Origin of the sequence: Nonomuraea sp. NPDC049269, from assembly GCF_043197155.1 — a bacterium.
In the GTDB taxonomy this organism is placed as follows: Bacteria; Actinomycetota; Actinomycetes; order Streptosporangiales; family Streptosporangiaceae; genus Nonomuraea.
The window spans coordinates 21,709-39,630 of record NZ_JBICSO010000002.1; the positions used below are offsets into that span (position 1 = coordinate 21,709).

The window sequence follows — 17,922 nt, forward strand, 5'->3', positions numbered from 1 at the left end:
GGTCGTGTTTCAGCATGGTCACACGCGCCGACGGCTCCGGACAAGAGCCGGAGCCCGGGCGTCAGCGGGCCTCCACTGAAACACCATTGGCGCTTCGGAGGCGGGTCATTAACCCGCTACCGGCCACCGTTTCAGCTCCCAGCACCTGTTCAGAGCCCTGGCTCGATCCGCCGCCATCGCCGGCATTCCGCATCTTGCGCCCCGACGGCGCATTATCTATCGTCGCTATCGAACCGGTCGAAGTCCGCTCCCTGAATTGTCTGATATCCATTGTTGACGGCCGGGTGAGAGCTGGATTAGGTTCCCGTTCCGGGATTTTGAACGCCCTGAACGGTCATGCCCGTCCCGCAATGAAAGGGCCTGTCACGATGGATAATCGGATCAGGAATGTCGTGATCCTCGGAGGAGGCACGGCGGGCTGGATGACCGCGTCCTACCTGGGCAAGGCGCTGGGTGGCGACGTGACCGTCACGGTGCTGGAGGCGCCGTCCATCCCCCGCATCGGCGTGGGTGAGGCGACCGTGCCGAACCTGCAGCGCGTGCTCTTCGACTTCCTCGGCGTGCCCGAGGAGGAGTGGATGCGCGAGTGCAACGCCAGTTACAAGATGGGCATCAAGTTCGTCAACTGGCGCACCGGCGGCCGGGGCTCGGCTCAGCCGCGCGCCTTCGACGGCGGCAGCGACCACTTCTACCACCTGTTCGGGCTGCTGCCCAACCATCAGCAGCTGCCGCTGTCGCAGTACTGGGCGGCCAAGAAGCTGGCCGGCCAGACCGACGAGCCGTTCGCGTACGCGTGTTACCGCGAGCCCCCGGTCCTCGACGCCATGCTGGCCCCGCGCACCCTCGACGGCGAGCAGTGGACGAACTACGCCTGGCACTTCGACGCCAACCTGGTGGCCGCCTATCTGCGCGGCTTCGCGGTGAAGAAGCAGGGCGTGCAGCACGTCGAGGACGAGATGACCGACGTGCTCCTCGACGAGCGCGGTTACATCACCGGCCTCCGGACCAAGGGAGGGCTCACCCTCGAAGGGGACCTGTTCGTCGACTGCTCGGGATTCCGCGGCCTGCTGATCAACCAGGCGATGCGCGAGCCGTTCCTCGACATGAGCGATTTCCTGCTCAACGACCGCGCCGTGGCCACCCAGGTGCCCAACGACGACGAAGAGCTGGGCGTGGAGCCCTTCACCTCGTCGATCGCGATGTCGTCCGGGTGGACGTGGAAGATCCCGATGCTCGGCAGGTTCGGCAGCGGCTACGTCTACTCCAGCCGCTTCGCCGGCCAGGACGAGGCGACCCAGGAGTTCTGCGACCTCTGGAACCTCGACCCCGAGAAGGTGCCGCTCAACCACGTACGCTTCCGCGTCGGCCGCAACCGCCGCGCCTGGGTGCGCAACTGCGTGAGCATCGGTCTGTCGTCGTGCTTCCTGGAGCCGCTGGAGTCGACCGGCATCTACTTCATCACGGCCGCCATCTACCAGCTCGCCAAGCACTTCCCCGACAAGAACTTCGACCCGGTGCTGCTCGACCGGTTCAACCGCGAGATCGAGATCATGTTCGACGACTCGCGGGACTTCATCCAGGCCCACTTCTCCTTCTCGCCGCGCGACGACACGCCGTTCTGGAAGGCGAACAAGCAGCTCGCGCTGTCGCCGGACATCACCGAGAAGATCGCGATGTACCGGGCGGGACTCGCGGTCAACATGCCGGTGACCGACGAGAACACCTACTACAGCAACTTCGAGGCGGAGTTCCGGAACTTCTGGAACAACAGCAACTACTACTGCATCTTCGCCGGCCTCGGCTTCGACCCCGACCGCGCGCCATCGGTGCTCGCCCACCGTCCCGACATGCTGGCCAGCGCGGAGCCGATCTTCGCCGGGATCAAGGAACGGCAGCGGGAGCTGCTGGAGTCCCTGCCCACCACGTACGACTACCTGCGCCGGTTGCACGGGAAGTGACATGAAGACGACGTTGCTCGACGCCGACCGCGGGTTCCCGCTCCGTGTCGAACCCGACACCCCCACCGACCTGGCCGAGTTCGTGGCCGGGCATCGGGCCTGGCTCGGTGACCGGCTCGCCGAGCACGGTGCCGTGCTTCTGCGCGGCTTCGACGCCGCCTCTCCGGAGGTGTTCGCCGCGGCGGTGGCGGCGACGGAGAGCCGTCTCCTGAACTACGTGCACGGGAACTCCCCGCGGGAGAAGGTGTCCGGCGCCAACGTCTACACCTCGACCGAATACCCGGCCGAGCTGGACATCTCCCTGCACAACGAGCTGTCCTACGCCGGCCGGTGGCCGAGCCTGCTGTTCTTCCACTGCGTGGTGGCGCCGGAGAGCGGCGGGCAGACCCCGATCGCCGACAGCCGGGAGATCCTGCGCCGCATACCGGCCGAGGTGCGTCGGCGCTTCACCGACAAGGGGCTGCTGTACCAGCAGCGGCTCCACGGCGGCTCTGGTCTGGGCAGGTCGTGGCAGAGCACGTACGAGACCGAGGACCGCGCGGTCGTCGAGGATCATCTGCGAGCCTTCGAGGTGGACTTCTCCTGGACCGCCCGGGGCGCCCTGCACACCCGCCAGGTCCGGCCCGCCACGGTGGTCCATCCCGAGCTGGGCCAGGAGGTGTGGTTCAACCAGGCCGACCAGTGGCACTGGTCGGGCGCGGGTCCCGGGCTGGGTGAAGAGCTGCTCAGCCTGGTCGGGGAGGACGAGCTGCCCAGCTCGTGCCACTACGGCGACGGGTCCGCGCTCCAGGTCGAGGACCTGGACGACATCCGGCGAGCGGGCTGGGAGAGCGCGGTGAGCTTCGACTGGGTGCCCGGGGACCTGCTGATCCTCGACAACGTCCGGCTGGCCCACAGCCGCACCGCGTACAAGGGGTCGCGCCGCATCCTGCTGGCCATGACCTGACCGTTTCCGTTCGACGGCTGGAAACGCGCATGGGCCGCGTCGACCACCACCAGCTCACTACCGGGCTAGTTCTCGCGCGGCTCCCAAGCGGTTCAAGGGGCCCGCTCAAATCGAGCTTGCCGTGGACCGGCACGCCGGAGACGCCCTCCAGCAGGTGAGCCCGCTCCACCAGATCGCCGTCGGTCGGCGGAAACAATCGTTGGCCCAGTAGTGCGTGACCAGCCGCACGAACTCCCCGTCACATGATCAGTGGCGGGGTGTTTTGCTGGTGGAGCCTAGGAGATTCGAACTCCTGACTTCCTGCTTGCAAAGACGCATGCCGATCTTGCTCGGCCTGCGAAGACGCAGCTCCGCGCCCTGATCGCGTTCCCCGTGACTCCCCGCTGTTCCCCCTCATTTCCCGTCCCATCGGGCACGCGACGGGCACGCCGTCTTTAACGGACCTCTTCCTTATCAGGACCATCCCGGCCGCGATCAGAGGTCTGCAACCCCGTCTTGAGCGGCGCTGCAAGGGCGTGGACGTGAGTGGTCGTGTACCTCTGTTGCAGTACTGGTTGCAGTACGCGACCGCTGAGAGCCCCCTACTGCCCGAAGGAGAATCGGAGCTGAGCATTCACTCCATGCGGTTGCCCGTGTGCACTCATGAGCGTGTATGAGGCCAGGTGGATGTAGCGATTGATGTATTGGGCGTCACAGAACCTATGCCTGTCATCCGCCCCCGTCCCGTAGGGCACTGTCGCGAGGCCGTCCTTGACGGGCCACGAGGACATGCCATGAGCGATATTCTCCCTGCATGGGACGTGATGAACGTGGTGTGACTCCTCAGAATGAGGACTTCTCGGCCTGGTACAACGAGCTGGTTGCCAAGGCGCAGCTCGTTGACAGGGGACCAGCCAAGGGCACCATGGTCATCCGACCGTACGGTTACCGCCTGTGGGAACTCATCCAGGCGGAACTTGATCGCCGGATCAAGGACACCGGTCATGAGAATGCTTATTTCCCTCTGCTGATCCCAGAGAGCTACCTCCGGCGAGAGGCCGATCACGTCGAGGGGTTCTCGCCTGAACTCGCCGTTGTCACTCACGCTGGCGGTAAGGAGCTTGAAGAGCCGCTCGTCGTTCGGCCCACCTCAGAGACGATCATCGGTGAGATGATGGCCAAGTGGGTCTCATCCCATCGCGACCTTCCGCTCCTGCTGAATCAGTGGGCCAACGTCGTGCGCTGGGAATTGCGGCCCCGCATGTTCCTGCGCACGACGGAATTCCTCTGGCAAGAGGGTCACACAGCACACGCCGACGAGGCGGACGCGATGCGTGAGACGATGCTGGCGCTCGATCTCTACACAGAGGTTGCGCGGGACATCGCGGCGATCCCGGTAGTACCTGGCGAGAAGACAGCTGGGGAGCGATTCGCCGGCGCCGTCCGTACCTTCACCATCGAGGGCATGATGAGGGACGGAAAGGCGCTCCAAGCTGGAACCTCCCACTACATGGGCACGAATTTCGCCAAGGCCTTCGACATTCAGTACACCTCCGAAGCTGGTCGTCTCGAACTGTGTCACACCACCTCGTGGGGCATGTCGACGAGAATGATCGGCGGGGTCATCATGACCCACGGCGATGACAGGGGCTTGGTTCTCCCGCCCCGACTTGCCCCCTATCAAGTGGTAATCGTGCCGATTGGACGTGGCGATCAGGGCGCGCAGACCTTGGCGGCGGCGCTGGAGCTTGCGGGGCGACTTAAGGCGGCCGGTATTCGTACCCATGTCGATGATCGCGCACAGCTTTCGCCTGGGTTCCGGTTCAATGAATGGGAGCTGCGCGGCGCTCCTATCCGGCTGGAACTCGGTCCGCGTGATCTTGAGTCTGGCACTGTGGTGATGGCCAAGAGGCTCGGCGATGAGGGCAAACAGAGTATCTCGCTGTCTTCCGCGCCGGAGCTCATTCCTGGCGTACTGGAGGATTTCCAAGCCTTCCTTCTGCAGCGGGCCACCGAATACCGCGACAGTCACACCATGAGAGTGGACACCTGGGACTCCTTCGCGAAGGCCGTAGCGTCGGGATGGGCGTTGGTGTTGCACTGCGGCAGTCCCGCGTGTGAGGACGACATCAAGGCCAAGGTCGCAGCAACTCCGCGCTGTATTCCGCTCGACGGTATTCCAGAAACCGGATGGTGCGTGCATTGCGGTGAAGCATCTGCGTATGGCAAGCGTGTCATCTTTGGGCGGGCTTACTGATCACGGCTGCCACGATGCTCCGTGAGCCGGGGCTGAGGAACGAAGTCCCGGATCGGCGATCGCCCCCGACCCCGTACGCTGGCTGGCCACAGCCAGGCGATCGTAGTGCTGCATTTGGGCGGCGGCGCGTCCCTGGTCGGCGGGTGAGGCTTGGTGCGGCGGGCGCTGTGTACGGCGGGCGGCCCGCATTCCCGCCGCCGTTCGGGACCGGCGCCCACGCCGCACGCCCGGACGGCGGGCGGGCGGCGGCGCGGAGCGCCGTCGCCTTGATCCCTTTGAGAACAATTCGGCAGTGATCGGCGTATGGCCGGTGGTAGAACGGCCTGTGTGGAGGATCGGCGAGATCGGCTGAGGGCCCTGGGTGAGCTGCTGCGACGGCTGCGCAGGGATGCCGGGCTGACCGGCAAGGAACTCGCCGTGCGTGCTCAGGTCGCCCAACCGACGATCTCGCGGATAGAGACAGGTCAGCTCCTTCCGACCCCTGACACAGTGGAGCGCCTCTCTGCTGCGCTGGAGCTCGACGAGTCCGGGCGTACGGGGCTGGATGCCCTTCTCGTGCGGCTGCGTAATGAGGTGTCCCGGCTCAAGGGTGGGCTCGCGGAGCGAGAGACGGCGAACGCGGCTCGTTTCCGTTCGGCTCGTCGGGTGGTCGCGTTTCAGCCGGCGATGATCCCCGCACTGTTGCAGACGGCGGAGTATGCCCGACTGGCTCTGGCCATCGGCCGTGATGTCGATGAGGCGGATGCGGCCAAGGCTGCGGCGGTCCGGCTGGAAGCGCAAGCCGTGTTGTTCGACTCTGTGCGCGAGTTCTCGTTCCTGCTCACTGAGGGGGCGGTGCGCACCTGGCCCGGCTCCCCCGCGTTGATGATGGCGCAGCTCGACCGGCTCGCCCAGGTGTCCACCCTGTCTCAGGTTGGGCTCGGAGTAGTGCCGTGGACGGTGGAGGCACCGTGCTTCCCCCTGCATGGCTTCACGATCTTCGACGGCTCCACGAGCATCGTTGATAGTCTCACAGGTGACCTCACTCTGACCGATCCCGAGGAGATCGGGACGCATGTGGAGACCTTTGAGGCTTTCGGGTCGGTTGCTGTGTACGGCGAGGCGCTGCGGGCCTGCTCGCCGACATCGCCGGCGACTATCGGAGCTTGGAGTCCCGCTTCACGTGCCCGCGACCGGGGAACCTGTCAGGTCCGAACTGGCTAGCCTGCTGTATCGCCACGAAGAGGAGTAGCCGTGCGCGTCGGCTTCGCCACCGAAGCGGCTCCAGGCCGCGACAACGAAGACTATGCCGCCGCCACCCCCGATATCGCCGTCCTCCTGGACGGAGCGGGAACCCCACCAGGTTCCGAATCCGGCTGTACGCACGGCGTCGCCTGGTACTCACGGACACTGGGCTCCACCTTGGTCGCATCAATGACCCAAAGCGCCGAATCCTTGACCGACACGCTCGCAGACGGAATCAAGACCGTCGCCTCACTGCATGACAGCACGTGCGACCTGGCCCATCCGGGCACCCCCTCCGCCACCGTGATCATGCTCCGGTGCACGAGTGACGCCCTTGACTGGCTCGTCCTGGCCGACTCCACGCTCGTGCTCGACATCGGCGAGCCGGAACCCATGGTGATCACCGATGACCGCGAAGCCCACGTAGGCGCCCGCTACCGGGCAACCGTGGACGCCCTCGACTCCGGCAGCCCCGAACACATCGCAGCACACCGCGCCTACGTCGAGGGGATGCGCCACCACCGCAACCGCGACGGCGGATTCTGGGTCGCAGCCATCGATCCCCTAGCCGCCGAACAAGCCCTGGCCGGCACCATCCCCACGAGCCGCGTCCGGGCCGCAGCACTCCTCAGCGACGGCGCCACCCGCCTCATCGACCGCTTCGAGCTAGCAACCTGGCAGCAGGCCATAAACATCCTCGACAGGCAGGGACCTTCCGGCCTCATCCATGAGGTTCGCAAGGCCGAGCAGTCCGACCCGAACGGCTCCCGCTGGCCACGCGGCAAGACCTTCGACGACGCAACCGCCCTCTACTGCCGATTCTGAGCAGCCTCGCGCAGGGCGTGATCAATGATCCCGTGCAATACCCTCTCGCACGCCGAGGCCCATCCGTAGCTTCTAGGAAGATCGAAAACCCAGACATCTGACCTGGGAGCGGCAGAGCCAGCAGGCACTGTCCAGCTAACCCGAGAAACGGTCACGTGGAACGCGCAGGCGAAGCCTGCGCCTTCTCAAATAGACGTCTGAGCGAAGCGAAGTCCTCCAGGGGTCGGGGCTCCGGCCCCATTGGAAGAAGCGCCTGAGCGCCCCGATGGTCTGGGAGGCGGTCCTTCAGCTGGTAGCAGCTGGAGTTCGACTACAACGCCAACGCGATCGAATCGTCCATTGTGGAGTTCATGCGCGCTGTGTTAGCTGCTCTGTGTGCCCTGGCTCGCCTGCGTGGCCGGGTTGGGGCGGCCGGCGGCGGTGTTCAGCCAGAAGGCGCCGCGCAGGCCGTGGAAGATGGCCATGACATAGGTGCCGATGGCGATGGAGATGGCGGCGGTCAACGGGTGGCTGGGCATATCGGCCCAGAGTACGAAGAGACCGGTTAGCAGGATTCCGGTCGCGCCGGCGAGTGCGTTGCGTAGGGGCGAGTTGCCAAGCACGTTCGGGAACTCCTCACCGACGAGGCCCTTGATCAGGTGGGGTAGCGCGTTGGTGCCCATGAGGCCGGCGAGGAAGGAGAGCGCGATGGTCTGAAACATGATTCCCCTGGAGTTCGGTCTACAGTCGTTGACTGAAACCTAGCAGCGGTTCGAGCCTTGAGTCAACGCGTGTAGACTGAGCCGGTGGGTTCCGCACCTGTTTCCCGGGCTGAGCAGCGTCGCCGTACCCAGGATCGGATCATGGTGGCGGCGCGGAGGTTGTTCGCTGAGCATGGCTATGATCGGACGACGATTCGCGCGATCGCGGCCGAGGCGAAGACCGATCCCGGCCTGGTCATGAGGTACTTCGAGTCGAAAGAGAAGCTCTTCGCCCAGGTCGCCGTGGTTGACCAGCACGAACCCATTGGCGGAACCCCTGAGCAGGTCGCTGAGCTGCTGCTGGCGGCGCTGGGTGCGAAGGTCACGGCGGAGCCGGTCGGCGCGCTGGCGGCTGTTCGGTCGATGTTCACCCATCCGGAGGCCGCCAAGGAGGTGCGCGAGGCGATGCTCGCCGAGCAACGCCAGGCCGCCGAGACGGTACCAGGGGAGGATGCGGACCTGCGGGCGGGGTTGATCGGCGCGCTGACGTTGGGGACCGTCGTTGGGCGGTACCTGTTGGGCCTGGATGGGCTGCGGGACGCGCCACCGGAAAGGATCATCGCGTTGCTACGTCAGTCGTTCCACGCGATTGTTCATGGCGATCCGGAGCCCGATCCGACTGAGCGTTCCCACTGAGATCGATAGCCGGCATCGTAGGCAGGCGGTGCGCCGGCAGTAGGTCTGCGGGCGCCGCTGGTGAAGGTGCCGAGGAGACGCGCTTGCGATCAGTCCGAGACGTCGAGATGGACCGAGACGGCCTACCAGCTACGTCCTGATGCCACACGTGCAGGCAAAGATGCTCTTGCGAGAGAGGCTCTCAGGGACGCCGCGCCGCCAGGGGACACCTGGTCGGAGACTGTCCCCCAAGTGTCCCCCGGCCGTAGCGACGTTTCCGCAGTTCAGCCCATGTCCGGAGACACGGGGGACACGGGGGACACCAAGGGGGACTAATGGACAGGCTGTCCCTGCACGGAAGTGTCCCTGCTGTCCCCCGTGTCCCCGAGCGCGATTTGACCTGCGGTAACGCGCCCGGATCATCAGGGACATCCCAGGGACAGGGTGTCCCTGCTGTCCCTCGCCGGGACCCGTACGGCGGGGGGAAGGGGGCTGAAGGCGCTTCGCGCGTCTTCTGAGGCGCGCTCCGCGCGCGAAAAGCTGCTGTGAACACTCTCGGATGATCGCGGGGGTGAGGGTCGCGAGCCAGCCGCAACCGGTCGCGGTGGCGCGACCATTCCCGCGACCAATGAAACATGATCCGACCAGCCGAGATATCCGCAGGTCGCGGGTAGCGGCGACGGGCTAACGCGGCCCGAAACCGGCCGTATGGCACTGCCTGGCACCCTGCCGGCCGCGACCACGACCCCATGAACCGTCGATCGCCCCCGGCCACCTATCAGCCTCTGCACGTGGCCCGCCTCGGTCAACAGCACGACGTTCAGAGCGTTCTGGCGCGTACGCCTGCGGCAGGCAAGTGGCTGGATTAGTACCTGATCAAGAGCCTGGCCACCGACCCTCTCGACCACGACACCGACGACCGGGCCCGCCGAGAGCACGCGGCCCGCCTGGTCAAGGACCTGCGTGTCGAGCCGTGCTCGTCCACCTGCGACACAGAGGTCAGCCGGCCCAGAGGAGGTCGATGATGCGCAAGGTTCGGGTCTCCTCATCGAGAATGAACGTCATCATCCCTTGGCCGTTGTCTCCGAAGAAGGCGTGTCTCACCGCAGACTGGCCGGGACGCTCCGCGACCGCGTCCCACGGATCGCGGAGGAGCTCAAGAAGACGCTCCAGCAGCGGGCCGTCGCGGACCTCGTCGGGAAGACCCTTCAGCTCGTAGAGGGCGCGTCCGTGGAACCATCGAACTTGTAGCTCACACCCGGCCCTTCCACTCCGGCGGGGTGTAGCGAGTGAACATCTCCGTACGGTTCTGGAGAGCGTCCTGGACGGCCTCCTCGTACCCCGGGCGAGCGTAAGCAATGGCACGCAGGCGCCACTGACGCAATAGCGTCTGCACCTGCTTGAAGCGGGCCAAGTCGTGCACGGCCTCCAAAGCCTCGTCGTACTCAGCCCGGAACCGGGCACGGTGCGATGGCGGAAGCGCCTCGTAGATCGCGGCCGGATCCTCACCTGGATCACGGGGCGCAACGGGCTCCACAGGCTGAGCGGTCATACCGACCAACCTATCTTCCCGAGCATGAAAGCGCGCCATCATGCTCTCGCTCAGTCACCCCCGCTCACAGTAGGAGAAGACCAGATCTCCGTTGGCCGGCGGCACCCGATTCTCGGCGTGGAATCGGAGAGCTGACCGCTGGTGGCGCAGCGGCCACGTTGGTCATGCTTCGGTCGTTTGAACCGGGAGAGGGCTTCGGCCCGCGGGGGCTCGTTCTTGACGAAGAAGCCATCAGTTTTCTTAACAGAGCTGGAGCCGATCTATGGATCGACGAGTACGACTTATCGTAGGGCTGGCGATGGGAACGCTCGCACGGTAACGGGCGGGGCCTCAAGGTGCACGAACTGAGCGCCGAACCTCATCGCCCTCCACCGCCGATAAGGTGATCAGCCACGTTGTTCGGTAGGCCGGGGCTGAGGAACGAAGCCCTGGACCGTCGATCGCCCCCAGCCACCTACGGCGGCTGACCACAGACAGGCGATCGTAAGGGCGGTACAGACCGCCGACGGTTTTACAGGGCGTGACCGTTCCTATCGACTCCATGCATCCGACCTGCGGTGCCATCTTGCTAGGCCGTCACAAGCACCAAGATCATTGCACGCATATTGCACGGCCCCCGGACGCCTTCATGAGAGGCTGCGCCCTGTAACACCTTATGGTCCCTCGGGTTCGAGGGAGATCATCCCGCGCATATCCTGCAGGCGATCCGATACCTTGACGATGTGTCGAGCAGCGAGCGTCATCTGTCAGACAAGGAGCAAGCTGTCATTCTGGCACTTCTTGCGCAGGACTTTCCTGGCGCGGACGAGCTTCGGGCTCAAGTCCCTTCGGCAGTTGTCGCCGGGCATTGTGGATGCGGATGCGCGACGGTGGATCTTCGCCCAGGGAAAGGCCCTTGCGCACTCAACTCTCCGGTGCAAGACGGCGTGCTGATCTCCGCGCGCGTGCAGGAGCGCGACGATGGTGTCTTGCTCTTCGTCGAGGGAGGCCACCTGTCGTGCCTGGAGATCTACTCCATCGAAGACGAGCCAGCCCCACTCCCTCGGCCGGAAGATCTCATCGTTGATGCGCCAGGCTCCTGGTAGTGCATCCCGCAAGGAAGCGCGCCCGAAAGGTCAACCTATGGAGCGGCGGATTAAAAGAAGGCGCTTCGATCAAGCTCGGCGGCTCTGACCTCGGCGTTCGGTGTCCGTGGATGTTCGCTGAGTTCCGCCGGTGTTCGCCCTCTTGGCTGTACAGCCAGGGCACACTACCTGACCTTCTGTTTACAAGGTCCCCAAACGATCTTCAATGTCGTTCAGACGTGTTCGCCGGGCAGGTGGCTGGAGACTGCAACGTCCGTAGTAGTCCGCCAATGCTCGTGATCGTCCAGTCCGGTGGCTCCCAGGGTGGCTCCCACTTGAGAGCTCGTGATCCCCTCTGGTCGCTGACCGTACGGGCGCGCACATATATTGCACAGCGGGCCGCTGGCGCAGAACGCCCAGGACGCGAACGCAGAACCTGCGGATTAAAGTGTTGATACACCGAATCTCCGCGCCATAGGTTCCCTGGAGTGCTGAGCGATTTCCTTCATCCTGCCGACCGCGCCCAGTCGTGGGACGACTGCGACGCCGATGTCCGCGAGTATGTGACCGGCACGCCCGCGGCTGTCGGCATCCCACTTGTCGGCGCCTATCTGCACGGTTCCCTGGCAATGGGCTGCTTTTACCGCGCCAAAAGCGACCTGGACCTGCTCCTGGTCGTCGAGGAGCCGCTCAACGACCGGCAACGGGAGCACACCTCCCTCGCCCTGGCCATGCGAAGCGACCGGCGGCCGATCACTGGCGATCTCGAACTGTCCATCCTGACCCGCCGACAGGCGCGAGCAAACGAGCATCCGCGACCTTACGAGGTGCACTATTCCGCCGCGTGGACGGAGCGGATCCTGCTCGGCCAGATGGACTACAACGACCGGCATCAGGCCGATCCGGACCTGGCCGCGCACATCACCGTGACACGTAGCCGGGGCGTGACCCTGATCGGGGAGCCCCCGCAGGACGTCTTCGCGCCGGTGCCGGAGTCCGACTACAAGGCAGCCGTTCTCGAGGACCTGGCGTGGGCGCTCAAGGATGATCGCCTGCTGGAATCCCCCTATTACGGGGTGCTCAACGCGTGCCGCGTGATCGCGATGTTCGAAAGCCCCCCGGGAACCGTGCTGAGCAAGGAGGAGGGAGCCCTGTGGGCCCTGGAGGAACTACCCGAACGCCATCGGCCGATCGTGGAGCAGGCGCTCGCGTGCTATCGCAGCGCTCGACCGGTCTCACTTGAGGAACGGGAGACCGACGGCCATGCATGGAACGCCGACGCCCTGCGGGCATTCGCCGCCCACGCCCTACAGCACGCGGACAGGGCGGAGTGAGGGCCGTGCCGACACGTGGAAAACCCTCTCTTTCGTCTACGAGAAGCCGCGCGGTCATGCGTGCCTGGAGGTTTGAGCTTCCACTGCTCCTGGGGGTATTGCGATCGTCTTGGCGACAAGCGATCCTCGCTGCGCCCTCGCATAGCCCTCTGGCCGGATCATCCCGTCGCCGTCGTCCCACCCGTCAGGGAAGCGGGCCAAGGGCCTGGGGTGAAGGTGGAGCCCCCAACTGGAGGAACGACCTTCGCCCCAGGCCCTTGGCCCGCTGGGCTTGTCCTGGGGCGATGGCGACGGGGCGCTCAAGGAGATGGGGCTCGCCGGCCTGCACTTCCACGATCTTCGCCACACGGGCAACACGCTCGCCGCGCAGTCAGGGGCGAGCCTGGCCGATCTCAAAGCACGGATGGGGCACGACAGCGATCGGGCGGCGCTCATCTACCAGCACGCCACCAAGGACGCTGACCAGCGGATCGCGGATGCGCTCAGCGCTCGTGTCGAGGCCGAATGGAAGAGGATGGGCCAGGATGGCTAATGGTCCGTTAATAGCCCGAACACCCCGTCACAAGATCAGTGGCGGGGTGTTTTGCCTGGTGGAGCCTAGGAGATTCGAACTCCTGACTTCCTGCTTGCAAAGCAGGCGCTCTGCCAACTGAGCTAAGGCCCCTCGACGAAGATAGCTTACCGGTCCGCGACACCCATCTGCTGCCTGCTCAGGTCTTCGCTCAAGATCAAGCCAGGGAAGTCCGCGATCGAGTCCAAAATGTGCGTGGCGCCTCCCTTGAGCAGCCGCTCCCGGCTGTGTACCCCCGTCATCACCCCAGCCACAACAGAAGCACCCGCTCGACGACCACACAGCATGTCGCTTTCCGAGTCGCCGATGACCGCCACCTGTCGTACATCCTCGATGCCCAGGCGGAGTACGGCGTGCAGGACCATGTCGGGCCAGGGGCGGCCGCGGCCGCCGGCGTCTTCGGGGCAGATGGCGAGGTCGATCTTGTCGTGCCAGCCGAGCACGCTGAGGACGCGGCTCAGGGTGACGCGGCTGAAGCCGGTGATCAGGGCCAGGCGCACGCCGGAGCCGCGGAGTTTGTCGAGGACCTCGATGACGCCGGGCATGGGGACGAGACCTGCTCGGTCGAGCGCACCCTCGTACGAGCGCTCGAACGTCAGGTTCGCCGCCTGGGCCTGGGCCTCGTTGCCAGGGAAGATCCCTCGGAAGACATCGATCTTGGGGCAGCCCCGGGACCGGTGCACGTGCACCATGGCACGCGCGTACGCTCCGGTCCCGGGGACGATGCCTTGAGTGGCTATCGCTTCGGCGAAAGCACGCTCGACCATGGCGATGTCACCGACTGTTGTGCCGGCCAGGTCCAGGCACGCCAGCTTGATGGGGACGACGTCACTCATCGCCTCGCCAGGTCGATCAGTTCTCGCTGCCGGTGGCCTCGGTCCAGAGATCGAGCTCGGCGCGATCAGCCTGCACTTTGCGCCAGACCAGCAGCCCCCCAAGGGCGATCAGCGCCAGAACGACAAGCTTCTTCACGGTGTGACCCCACTTCTTCGACGGCCTCACCTGCCGGGGTGAGACCCAACGGTTGACATGCAGCCTAGCAAGGGATGGCTGCGGTCCTTGTGTTGTGCACGAACCAGATGTACCGGATGTGCAAAGAACGAGTGAACATACCCAGGTGGGGCCGGTTATACCCGTCCCATCTTGGACACTGTGTGGATCATGTCAAACCCGGTCAGGGGTACGCACACCGGGGGTTCGTGAAGCCCAGTTCACGGCCGGTCCCATCGCGGCGCCGGCCGCCACGAACACCCCGCCGACCAGCAGCCATCCCAGTGTCCCCCCGCCGATGACGAGCGTGGTGAGGACGACGGGCCCGAGCATCCTGGCCACCGCCACCCCGGTCCCGAAGAACCCCTGGTACTGCCCCTGCTTGTCAGCCGGAGCCAGCGCGAACCCGATCTCCCAGGCACCCGCCCCCAGCAGCATCTCGCCGTACACCTGGAGCCCGGCCGCGGCCAGCAGGATCAGCCCGGCGAGCCAGGCCGACGAGCCGATGGCCGACATCGCGAACACCGCGCAGGCCGCCAGCATGACCAGGCCCGCGTGCCGTACCGACCGGGACGCGTCGGCGAGGCCCCTTACCCGCCGCGCGAGGCGTACCTGGAACAGGAGCACGCTCACCGTGTTCACCAGGAGCAGAGCCGAGACGAGCCAGGTCGGTGCCGTGGTGCGCTGGACGATCCAGAGGGGGACGATCAGGCTGAGCAGCGGCATGTAGAAGAGCATGACCGCGTTGATCAGCGTGACCACCGCGTACGGCCGGTCCCTGAGCACGGCCAGCCTCGGTCCGGCGACGGCCGGGACGGGGGCGACGGCGGGCAGCCTCAGCAGCAGTACTGCGGCGGCCAGGAAGCTGACCGCGTCCACCGCGAACACCGCCAGATACGCCTCCCGAGTGCCGAAGTGCAGCGCCAGCCCGCCCAGAGCGGCGCCCACCGCGAGGCCGCCGTTGAGCGTGGACTGGAGCACGGCTCGGACCTCGGTGCGCTTGTCCGGTTCGATCAGTCCGGCGAGCAGTGCCTGCCGGGCCGCGGACAGGCCGGTCTGCGCGGTGCCGTACAGGCACGCGACCAGCGTGAACAGCGCGAACGACCGCACGAACAGGAACGACGCGACCGCGACGGCGGTCATCAGGGCGAGCAGGATGGCCACTCCGCGCGGCCCGCGCCGGTCGGCTAAATGTCCGAGCGGGACGCCCGCGACGGTGCCGACCGCCCAGCCCAGCGTGAGCCCGAAGCCGATCTCCGTCGCCGACAGACCGACGATCCTGGCGAAATAGAGCGCCGAGGTGACCAGGTAGGCGCCGTCGCCGATCGAGTTCGCCAACTGCGCCTGGGCGAGGAGCCGCCTGTGGAGTGTCATCAGCCCTTGTACGACTCAGGGGTCATGCGGGTGGCCACGCCCATCCGGTTCCAGGCGTTGATCGTGGCGACGGCCACCACGAGTGCGGCGAGTTCCTGGTCGTCGAACTGTTCGGCGGCCTGCTGCCAGATCTCGTCGGTGATGTCGTCGGTCGAGAGTCTGGTGGCGGCCTCGGTGAAGGCCAGGGCGGCCCGCTCCTTGTCGGTGAAGAAGGGAGCCTCCTGCCACACGGCCACGGCGTGCAGCCTGGCGTCGGACTCGCCCGCCTGCTTGGCGTCGCTGCTGTGCATGTCCACGCAGTAGACGCAGCCGTTGATCTGCGAAGCGCGTAGTCGTACCAGCTCCAGCAGGGGCGCGGGCAGCGTGCTGTGCTTGACGTACCGCTCCAGGCCGGCCATGGCTTTGTAGGCTTCTCCGGCGAGTTCGCCGAGATTCATGCGCTCTGTCATAACCCCAAATCTAGAGCCCACCTTGTCCCGACATAAGCTCCAATTTCCGGTTAAATGATTGGGCCAAGATGGATGTCCATATAAGTCTCCACGGCCGGGGTGACCTGGCCGCACAGGTCTACCGGCAACTGCTGGACGCGATCCTCGACGGCCGCCTCCGATCGGGCGAACGCCTGCCGCCGACCCGCGAGCTGGCCAAGCGGCTGGAGATCTCCCGGAACACGGTCGCGGTCGCGTACGACCGCCTGGTGGCCGACGGCTTCCTCATCGGCCGGGCGGGCGCGGGCACGTTCGTCTCCGCGGAGCGTGTACGCGCCAGGTCGGCACCCCAAGGCGTCGTACGCCCCCGCGCCCTCTGGCGCTCCATGCCCACCCAGCCACCGACCCCCACTCCCGAGTACGACTTCCGCGTGGGCATGCCCGACGCGCGCCTGTTCCCGATGGAGGCATGGCGCAGGCTGGTGGCCCGCGAGCTCCGCACCAGCCTCGCCGGATATGCCGACCCCTCCGGCCATGAAGGCCTAAGAGACGCTATTTCGCGACATATAGGCATCAGCCGCTCCGTACGAGCGAGCGCCGACGACGTCCTGATCACCAACGGCGCCCAGCAGGCGCTCGACCTCATCGGCCGGGTGCTCATCGATCCCGGCGCCTGCGTGGCGGTCGAGGAGCCAGGCTATCCGCCGGCGCGCCTGCTGTTCCGCTCGCAGGGCGCCCGGGTGGCCGGGGTCCCGGTGGACGGCGAGGGCATCGACGTGGCCGCCATCCCGAACGCCGCCCGGATGGTCTACGTCACCCCGTCCCACCAGTTCCCGCTCGGCACCCCGATGTCGCTGGCCCGCCGCGCCGCCCTGCTGGCCTGGGCCGAACGGCGGCGCGCGGTGATCGTCGAGGACGACTACGACAGCGAGTTCCGCTTCGGCGACCGGCCGCTGGAGCCGCTCCAGAGCCTGGACCGGGCGGGCCGGGTCATCTATGTCGGCTCGTTCTCCAAGACGCTGCTGCCCATGTTGCGGCTCGGTTTCCTGGTCGCCCCCGCCTCGCTCATGCCCGCCCTGCGCGCCGCCAGGCAACTGACCGACTGGCACGGCGAGCTGTCCGCGCAGGCCGCGCTGGCCCGCTTCATCGACGAGGGCCTGCTGGCCAGGCACATCAGGAAGGCCACCCGCGAGTACGCCGCCCGGCACGCCCTCATCGTCGACGCCCTCGCCGGCGACGACCGGCTGCGCCTGGTCCCCTCGGTCGCGGGCCTGCACCTCTGCGCCCGTTTCGCCCCAGGGGCGTCCGTACGGCCGTCGCCCCGGCTCGCCGTGGAACGGCTCGACGCCTACTGCGGCGAGACCCCCGCCCAGAACGGCCTGGTCCTGGGCTACGGCGCGATCCAGCAGTCCAAGATCCCAGAGGGCCTGAGCCTGCTGACAAGCTAGAAGTGCTTGCGGCTCCGGCTCCAGAACCGCCGCGTCCGCTCCCCCGGCAGCTGCGGCTCGTCCGGCGGCGTCGGCTGCCGGACGATCACCACGGTCGTCTTGGCGTGCCGCGCGCAGTACATGCTCGTCGAAGGCAGGAGCAACCGGCTCAACACCCCCCGCTTGCCCCGCCCGAGCACCAGCAGATCGCCCTCACGCGCCAGATCGACGAGGTGATAGCCGGGATCGCCGACCCGTCCGACCACCGCCGTGGTGAGGTCGGCGGGCAGCCCACCGGCCACGTCGTCGAACACCCCCGCGATCACCTCGTTGCACCGCGCCTCCTCCCCTGCCCTGATGGCGTGCTGCACGGGCAGCGCCTCGGGGAAGGGGTGCATGGGCGCCCGGCTCACGTGCACGGCGATCAGCGCCATCCGGTGCAGCCGTGCCGCCCCGATGGCCCATGCCAGCGCCCAACGCGAGGCCGGAGATTCGTCCACTCCCACGATCAGCCTCGCTCCGCCGGGCAGGTCCTGATCCACCGCGACCCTCCTCGAAGAAGTACTCGACCATAGTGCGCCTCCCCCCTGGTTACCGGGAGGTGGCACTTTGCGAACTCTGGAGTCGTTCGCGATCCC

Annotated in this window: 17 protein-coding genes and 2 tRNA genes; 10 read left to right on the forward strand and 9 right to left on the reverse strand. The window is 66.3% G+C overall.

The window, feature by feature from the left end; translation table 11 throughout:
* Positions 1-392: 392 nt before the first annotated feature.
* On the forward strand, positions 393-1,958 hold the full coding sequence (locus ACGFNP_RS09495; protein ID WP_393316701.1) for a tryptophan halogenase family protein: 1,566 nt from the start codon (positions 393-395) through the stop codon (positions 1,956-1,958).
* Between the two features lies 1 nt (position 1,959).
* Positions 1,960-2,904 carry a TauD/TfdA family dioxygenase gene (locus ACGFNP_RS09500; RefSeq protein ID WP_393316704.1) on the forward strand — a complete coding sequence of 315 codons (945 nt, stop codon included), beginning with the start codon at positions 1,960-1,962 and terminating at the stop codon, positions 2,902-2,904.
* A 266-nt stretch (positions 2,905-3,170) separates the two neighbouring features.
* Here ACGFNP_RS09500 and ACGFNP_RS09505 read toward each other — a convergent pair.
* A tRNA-OTHER gene (locus tag ACGFNP_RS09505) sits at positions 3,171-3,256 on the reverse strand.
* Positions 3,257-3,697: 441 nt separating this feature from the next.
* On the opposite strand from ACGFNP_RS09505, the gene proS reads away from it, so the two are divergent.
* The 3 genes from proS to ACGFNP_RS09520 all read left to right on the forward strand — a co-directional run bounded on the left by proS (position 3,698) and on the right by ACGFNP_RS09520 (position 7,189).
* Positions 3,698-5,140: a proline--tRNA ligase gene (proS, locus tag ACGFNP_RS09510; RefSeq protein ID WP_393316707.1), complete on the forward strand. Its 1,443-nt coding sequence runs from the start codon at positions 3,698-3,700 to the stop codon at positions 5,138-5,140.
* Between the two features lie 327 nt (positions 5,141-5,467).
* Positions 5,468-6,343, forward strand: coding sequence for a helix-turn-helix transcriptional regulator (locus ACGFNP_RS09515; protein WP_393316710.1), 876 nt, complete (start codon positions 5,468-5,470; stop codon positions 6,341-6,343).
* A 30-nt stretch (positions 6,344-6,373) separates the two neighbouring features.
* Complete coding sequence (locus ACGFNP_RS09520; RefSeq protein WP_393316713.1) at positions 6,374-7,189, forward strand: protein phosphatase 2C domain-containing protein; 816 nt, start codon at positions 6,374-6,376, stop codon at positions 7,187-7,189.
* A gap of 362 nt (positions 7,190-7,551) precedes the next feature.
* Here the strand turns inward: ACGFNP_RS09520 and ACGFNP_RS09525 are convergent, their stop codons facing one another.
* Positions 7,552-7,890: a hypothetical protein gene (locus tag ACGFNP_RS09525; RefSeq protein ID WP_358338270.1), complete on the reverse strand. Its 339-nt coding sequence runs from the start codon at positions 7,888-7,890 to the stop codon at positions 7,552-7,554.
* An 84-nt stretch (positions 7,891-7,974) separates the two neighbouring features.
* Between ACGFNP_RS09525 and ACGFNP_RS09530 the strand changes: the two genes are divergently transcribed.
* Positions 7,975-8,565 (forward strand): TetR family transcriptional regulator, encoded by a 591-nt coding sequence (locus ACGFNP_RS09530; protein ID WP_358338267.1) that lies wholly within the window; start codon positions 7,975-7,977, stop codon positions 8,563-8,565.
* Between the two features lie 1,074 nt (positions 8,566-9,639).
* Positions 9,640-9,795 (forward strand): hypothetical protein, encoded by a 156-nt coding sequence (locus ACGFNP_RS09535; RefSeq protein ID WP_393316717.1) that lies wholly within the window; start codon positions 9,640-9,642, stop codon positions 9,793-9,795.
* 1 nt (position 9,796) lies between these two features.
* Here ACGFNP_RS09535 and ACGFNP_RS09540 read toward each other — a convergent pair whose 3' ends face one another.
* Positions 9,797-10,096 carry a DUF6247 family protein gene (locus tag ACGFNP_RS09540; protein WP_393316720.1) on the reverse strand — a complete coding sequence of 100 codons (300 nt, stop codon included), beginning with the start codon at positions 10,094-10,096 and terminating at the stop codon, positions 9,797-9,799.
* A gap of 1,552 nt (positions 10,097-11,648) precedes the next feature.
* Here ACGFNP_RS09540 and ACGFNP_RS09545 point away from each other — a divergent pair.
* Both ACGFNP_RS09545 and ACGFNP_RS09550 read left to right on the forward strand, forming a co-directional pair.
* Complete coding sequence (locus ACGFNP_RS09545) at positions 11,649-12,494, forward strand: aminoglycoside adenylyltransferase domain-containing protein (RefSeq protein WP_393316723.1); 846 nt, start codon at positions 11,649-11,651, stop codon at positions 12,492-12,494.
* A gap of 271 nt (positions 12,495-12,765) precedes the next feature.
* Positions 12,766-13,026, forward strand: coding sequence for a tyrosine-type recombinase/integrase (locus tag ACGFNP_RS09550; RefSeq protein WP_358338256.1), 261 nt, complete (start codon positions 12,766-12,768; stop codon positions 13,024-13,026).
* A 56-nt stretch (positions 13,027-13,082) separates the two neighbouring features.
* Here ACGFNP_RS09550 and ACGFNP_RS09555 read toward each other — a convergent pair.
* The 5 genes from ACGFNP_RS09555 to ACGFNP_RS09575 all read right to left on the reverse strand — a co-directional run bounded on the left by ACGFNP_RS09555 (position 13,083) and on the right by ACGFNP_RS09575 (position 15,878).
* Positions 13,083-13,158 (reverse strand) — tRNA-Ala (locus ACGFNP_RS09555).
* Between the two features lie 14 nt (positions 13,159-13,172).
* Positions 13,173-13,901, reverse strand: coding sequence for an HAD-IA family hydrolase (locus tag ACGFNP_RS09560; RefSeq protein WP_358338253.1), 729 nt, complete (start codon positions 13,899-13,901; stop codon positions 13,173-13,175).
* 16 nt (positions 13,902-13,917) lie between these two features.
* The gene (locus ACGFNP_RS09565) at positions 13,918-14,037 is read right to left on the reverse strand and encodes a DLW-39 family protein (protein ID WP_214635294.1); all 120 of its coding nucleotides are present in this window, start codon (positions 14,035-14,037) and stop codon (positions 13,918-13,920) included.
* Positions 14,038-14,229: 192 nt separating this feature from the next.
* Positions 14,230-15,429, reverse strand: coding sequence for an MFS transporter (locus ACGFNP_RS09570; RefSeq protein WP_358338250.1), 1,200 nt, complete (start codon positions 15,427-15,429; stop codon positions 14,230-14,232).
* On the reverse strand, positions 15,429-15,878 hold the full coding sequence (locus ACGFNP_RS09575) for a carboxymuconolactone decarboxylase family protein (protein ID WP_358338248.1): 450 nt from the start codon (positions 15,876-15,878) through the stop codon (positions 15,429-15,431). Before ACGFNP_RS09575 ends, ACGFNP_RS09570 begins: the two co-directional genes overlap by 1 nt.
* 68 nt (positions 15,879-15,946) lie before the next feature.
* Between ACGFNP_RS09575 and ACGFNP_RS09580 the strand changes: the two genes are divergently transcribed.
* Positions 15,947-17,305, forward strand: coding sequence for a PLP-dependent aminotransferase family protein (locus ACGFNP_RS09580; RefSeq protein ID WP_393316730.1), 1,359 nt, complete (start codon positions 15,947-15,949; stop codon positions 17,303-17,305).
* On the opposite strand, the gene ACGFNP_RS09585 is transcribed toward ACGFNP_RS09580, so the two are convergent.
* Positions 17,302-17,826, reverse strand: a complete 525-nt coding sequence (locus ACGFNP_RS09585; RefSeq protein ID WP_358338242.1) for a universal stress protein — start codon at positions 17,824-17,826, stop codon at positions 17,302-17,304. The two genes, ACGFNP_RS09580 and ACGFNP_RS09585, sit on opposite strands and share 4 nt — an antisense overlap.
* Positions 17,827-17,922: the final 96 nt, after the last annotated feature.

Coding starts and splice junctions, on each gene's coding strand:
- ACGFNP_RS09570 (WP_358338250.1), bottom strand. CDS start 15,429: ATGACACTCCACAGGCGGCTCCTCGCCCAGGCGCAGTTGGCGAACTCG.
- ACGFNP_RS09575 (WP_358338248.1), bottom strand. CDS start 15,878: ATGACAGAGCGCATGAATCTCGGCGAACTCGCCGGAGAAGCCTACAAA.
- proS (WP_393316707.1), top strand. CDS start 3,698: ATGGGACGTGATGAACGTGGTGTGACTCCTCAGAATGAGGACTTCTCG.
- ACGFNP_RS09525 (WP_358338270.1), bottom strand. CDS start 7,890: ATGTTTCAGACCATCGCGCTCTCCTTCCTCGCCGGCCTCATGGGCACC.
- ACGFNP_RS09560 (WP_358338253.1), bottom strand. CDS start 13,901: ATGAGTGACGTCGTCCCCATCAAGCTGGCGTGCCTGGACCTGGCCGGC.
- ACGFNP_RS09500 (WP_393316704.1), top strand. CDS start 1,960: ATGAAGACGACGTTGCTCGACGCCGACCGCGGGTTCCCGCTCCGTGTC.
- ACGFNP_RS09540 (WP_393316720.1), bottom strand. CDS start 10,096: ATGACCGCTCAGCCTGTGGAGCCCGTTGCGCCCCGTGATCCAGGTGAG.
- ACGFNP_RS09580 (WP_393316730.1), top strand. CDS start 15,947: ATGGATGTCCATATAAGTCTCCACGGCCGGGGTGACCTGGCCGCACAG.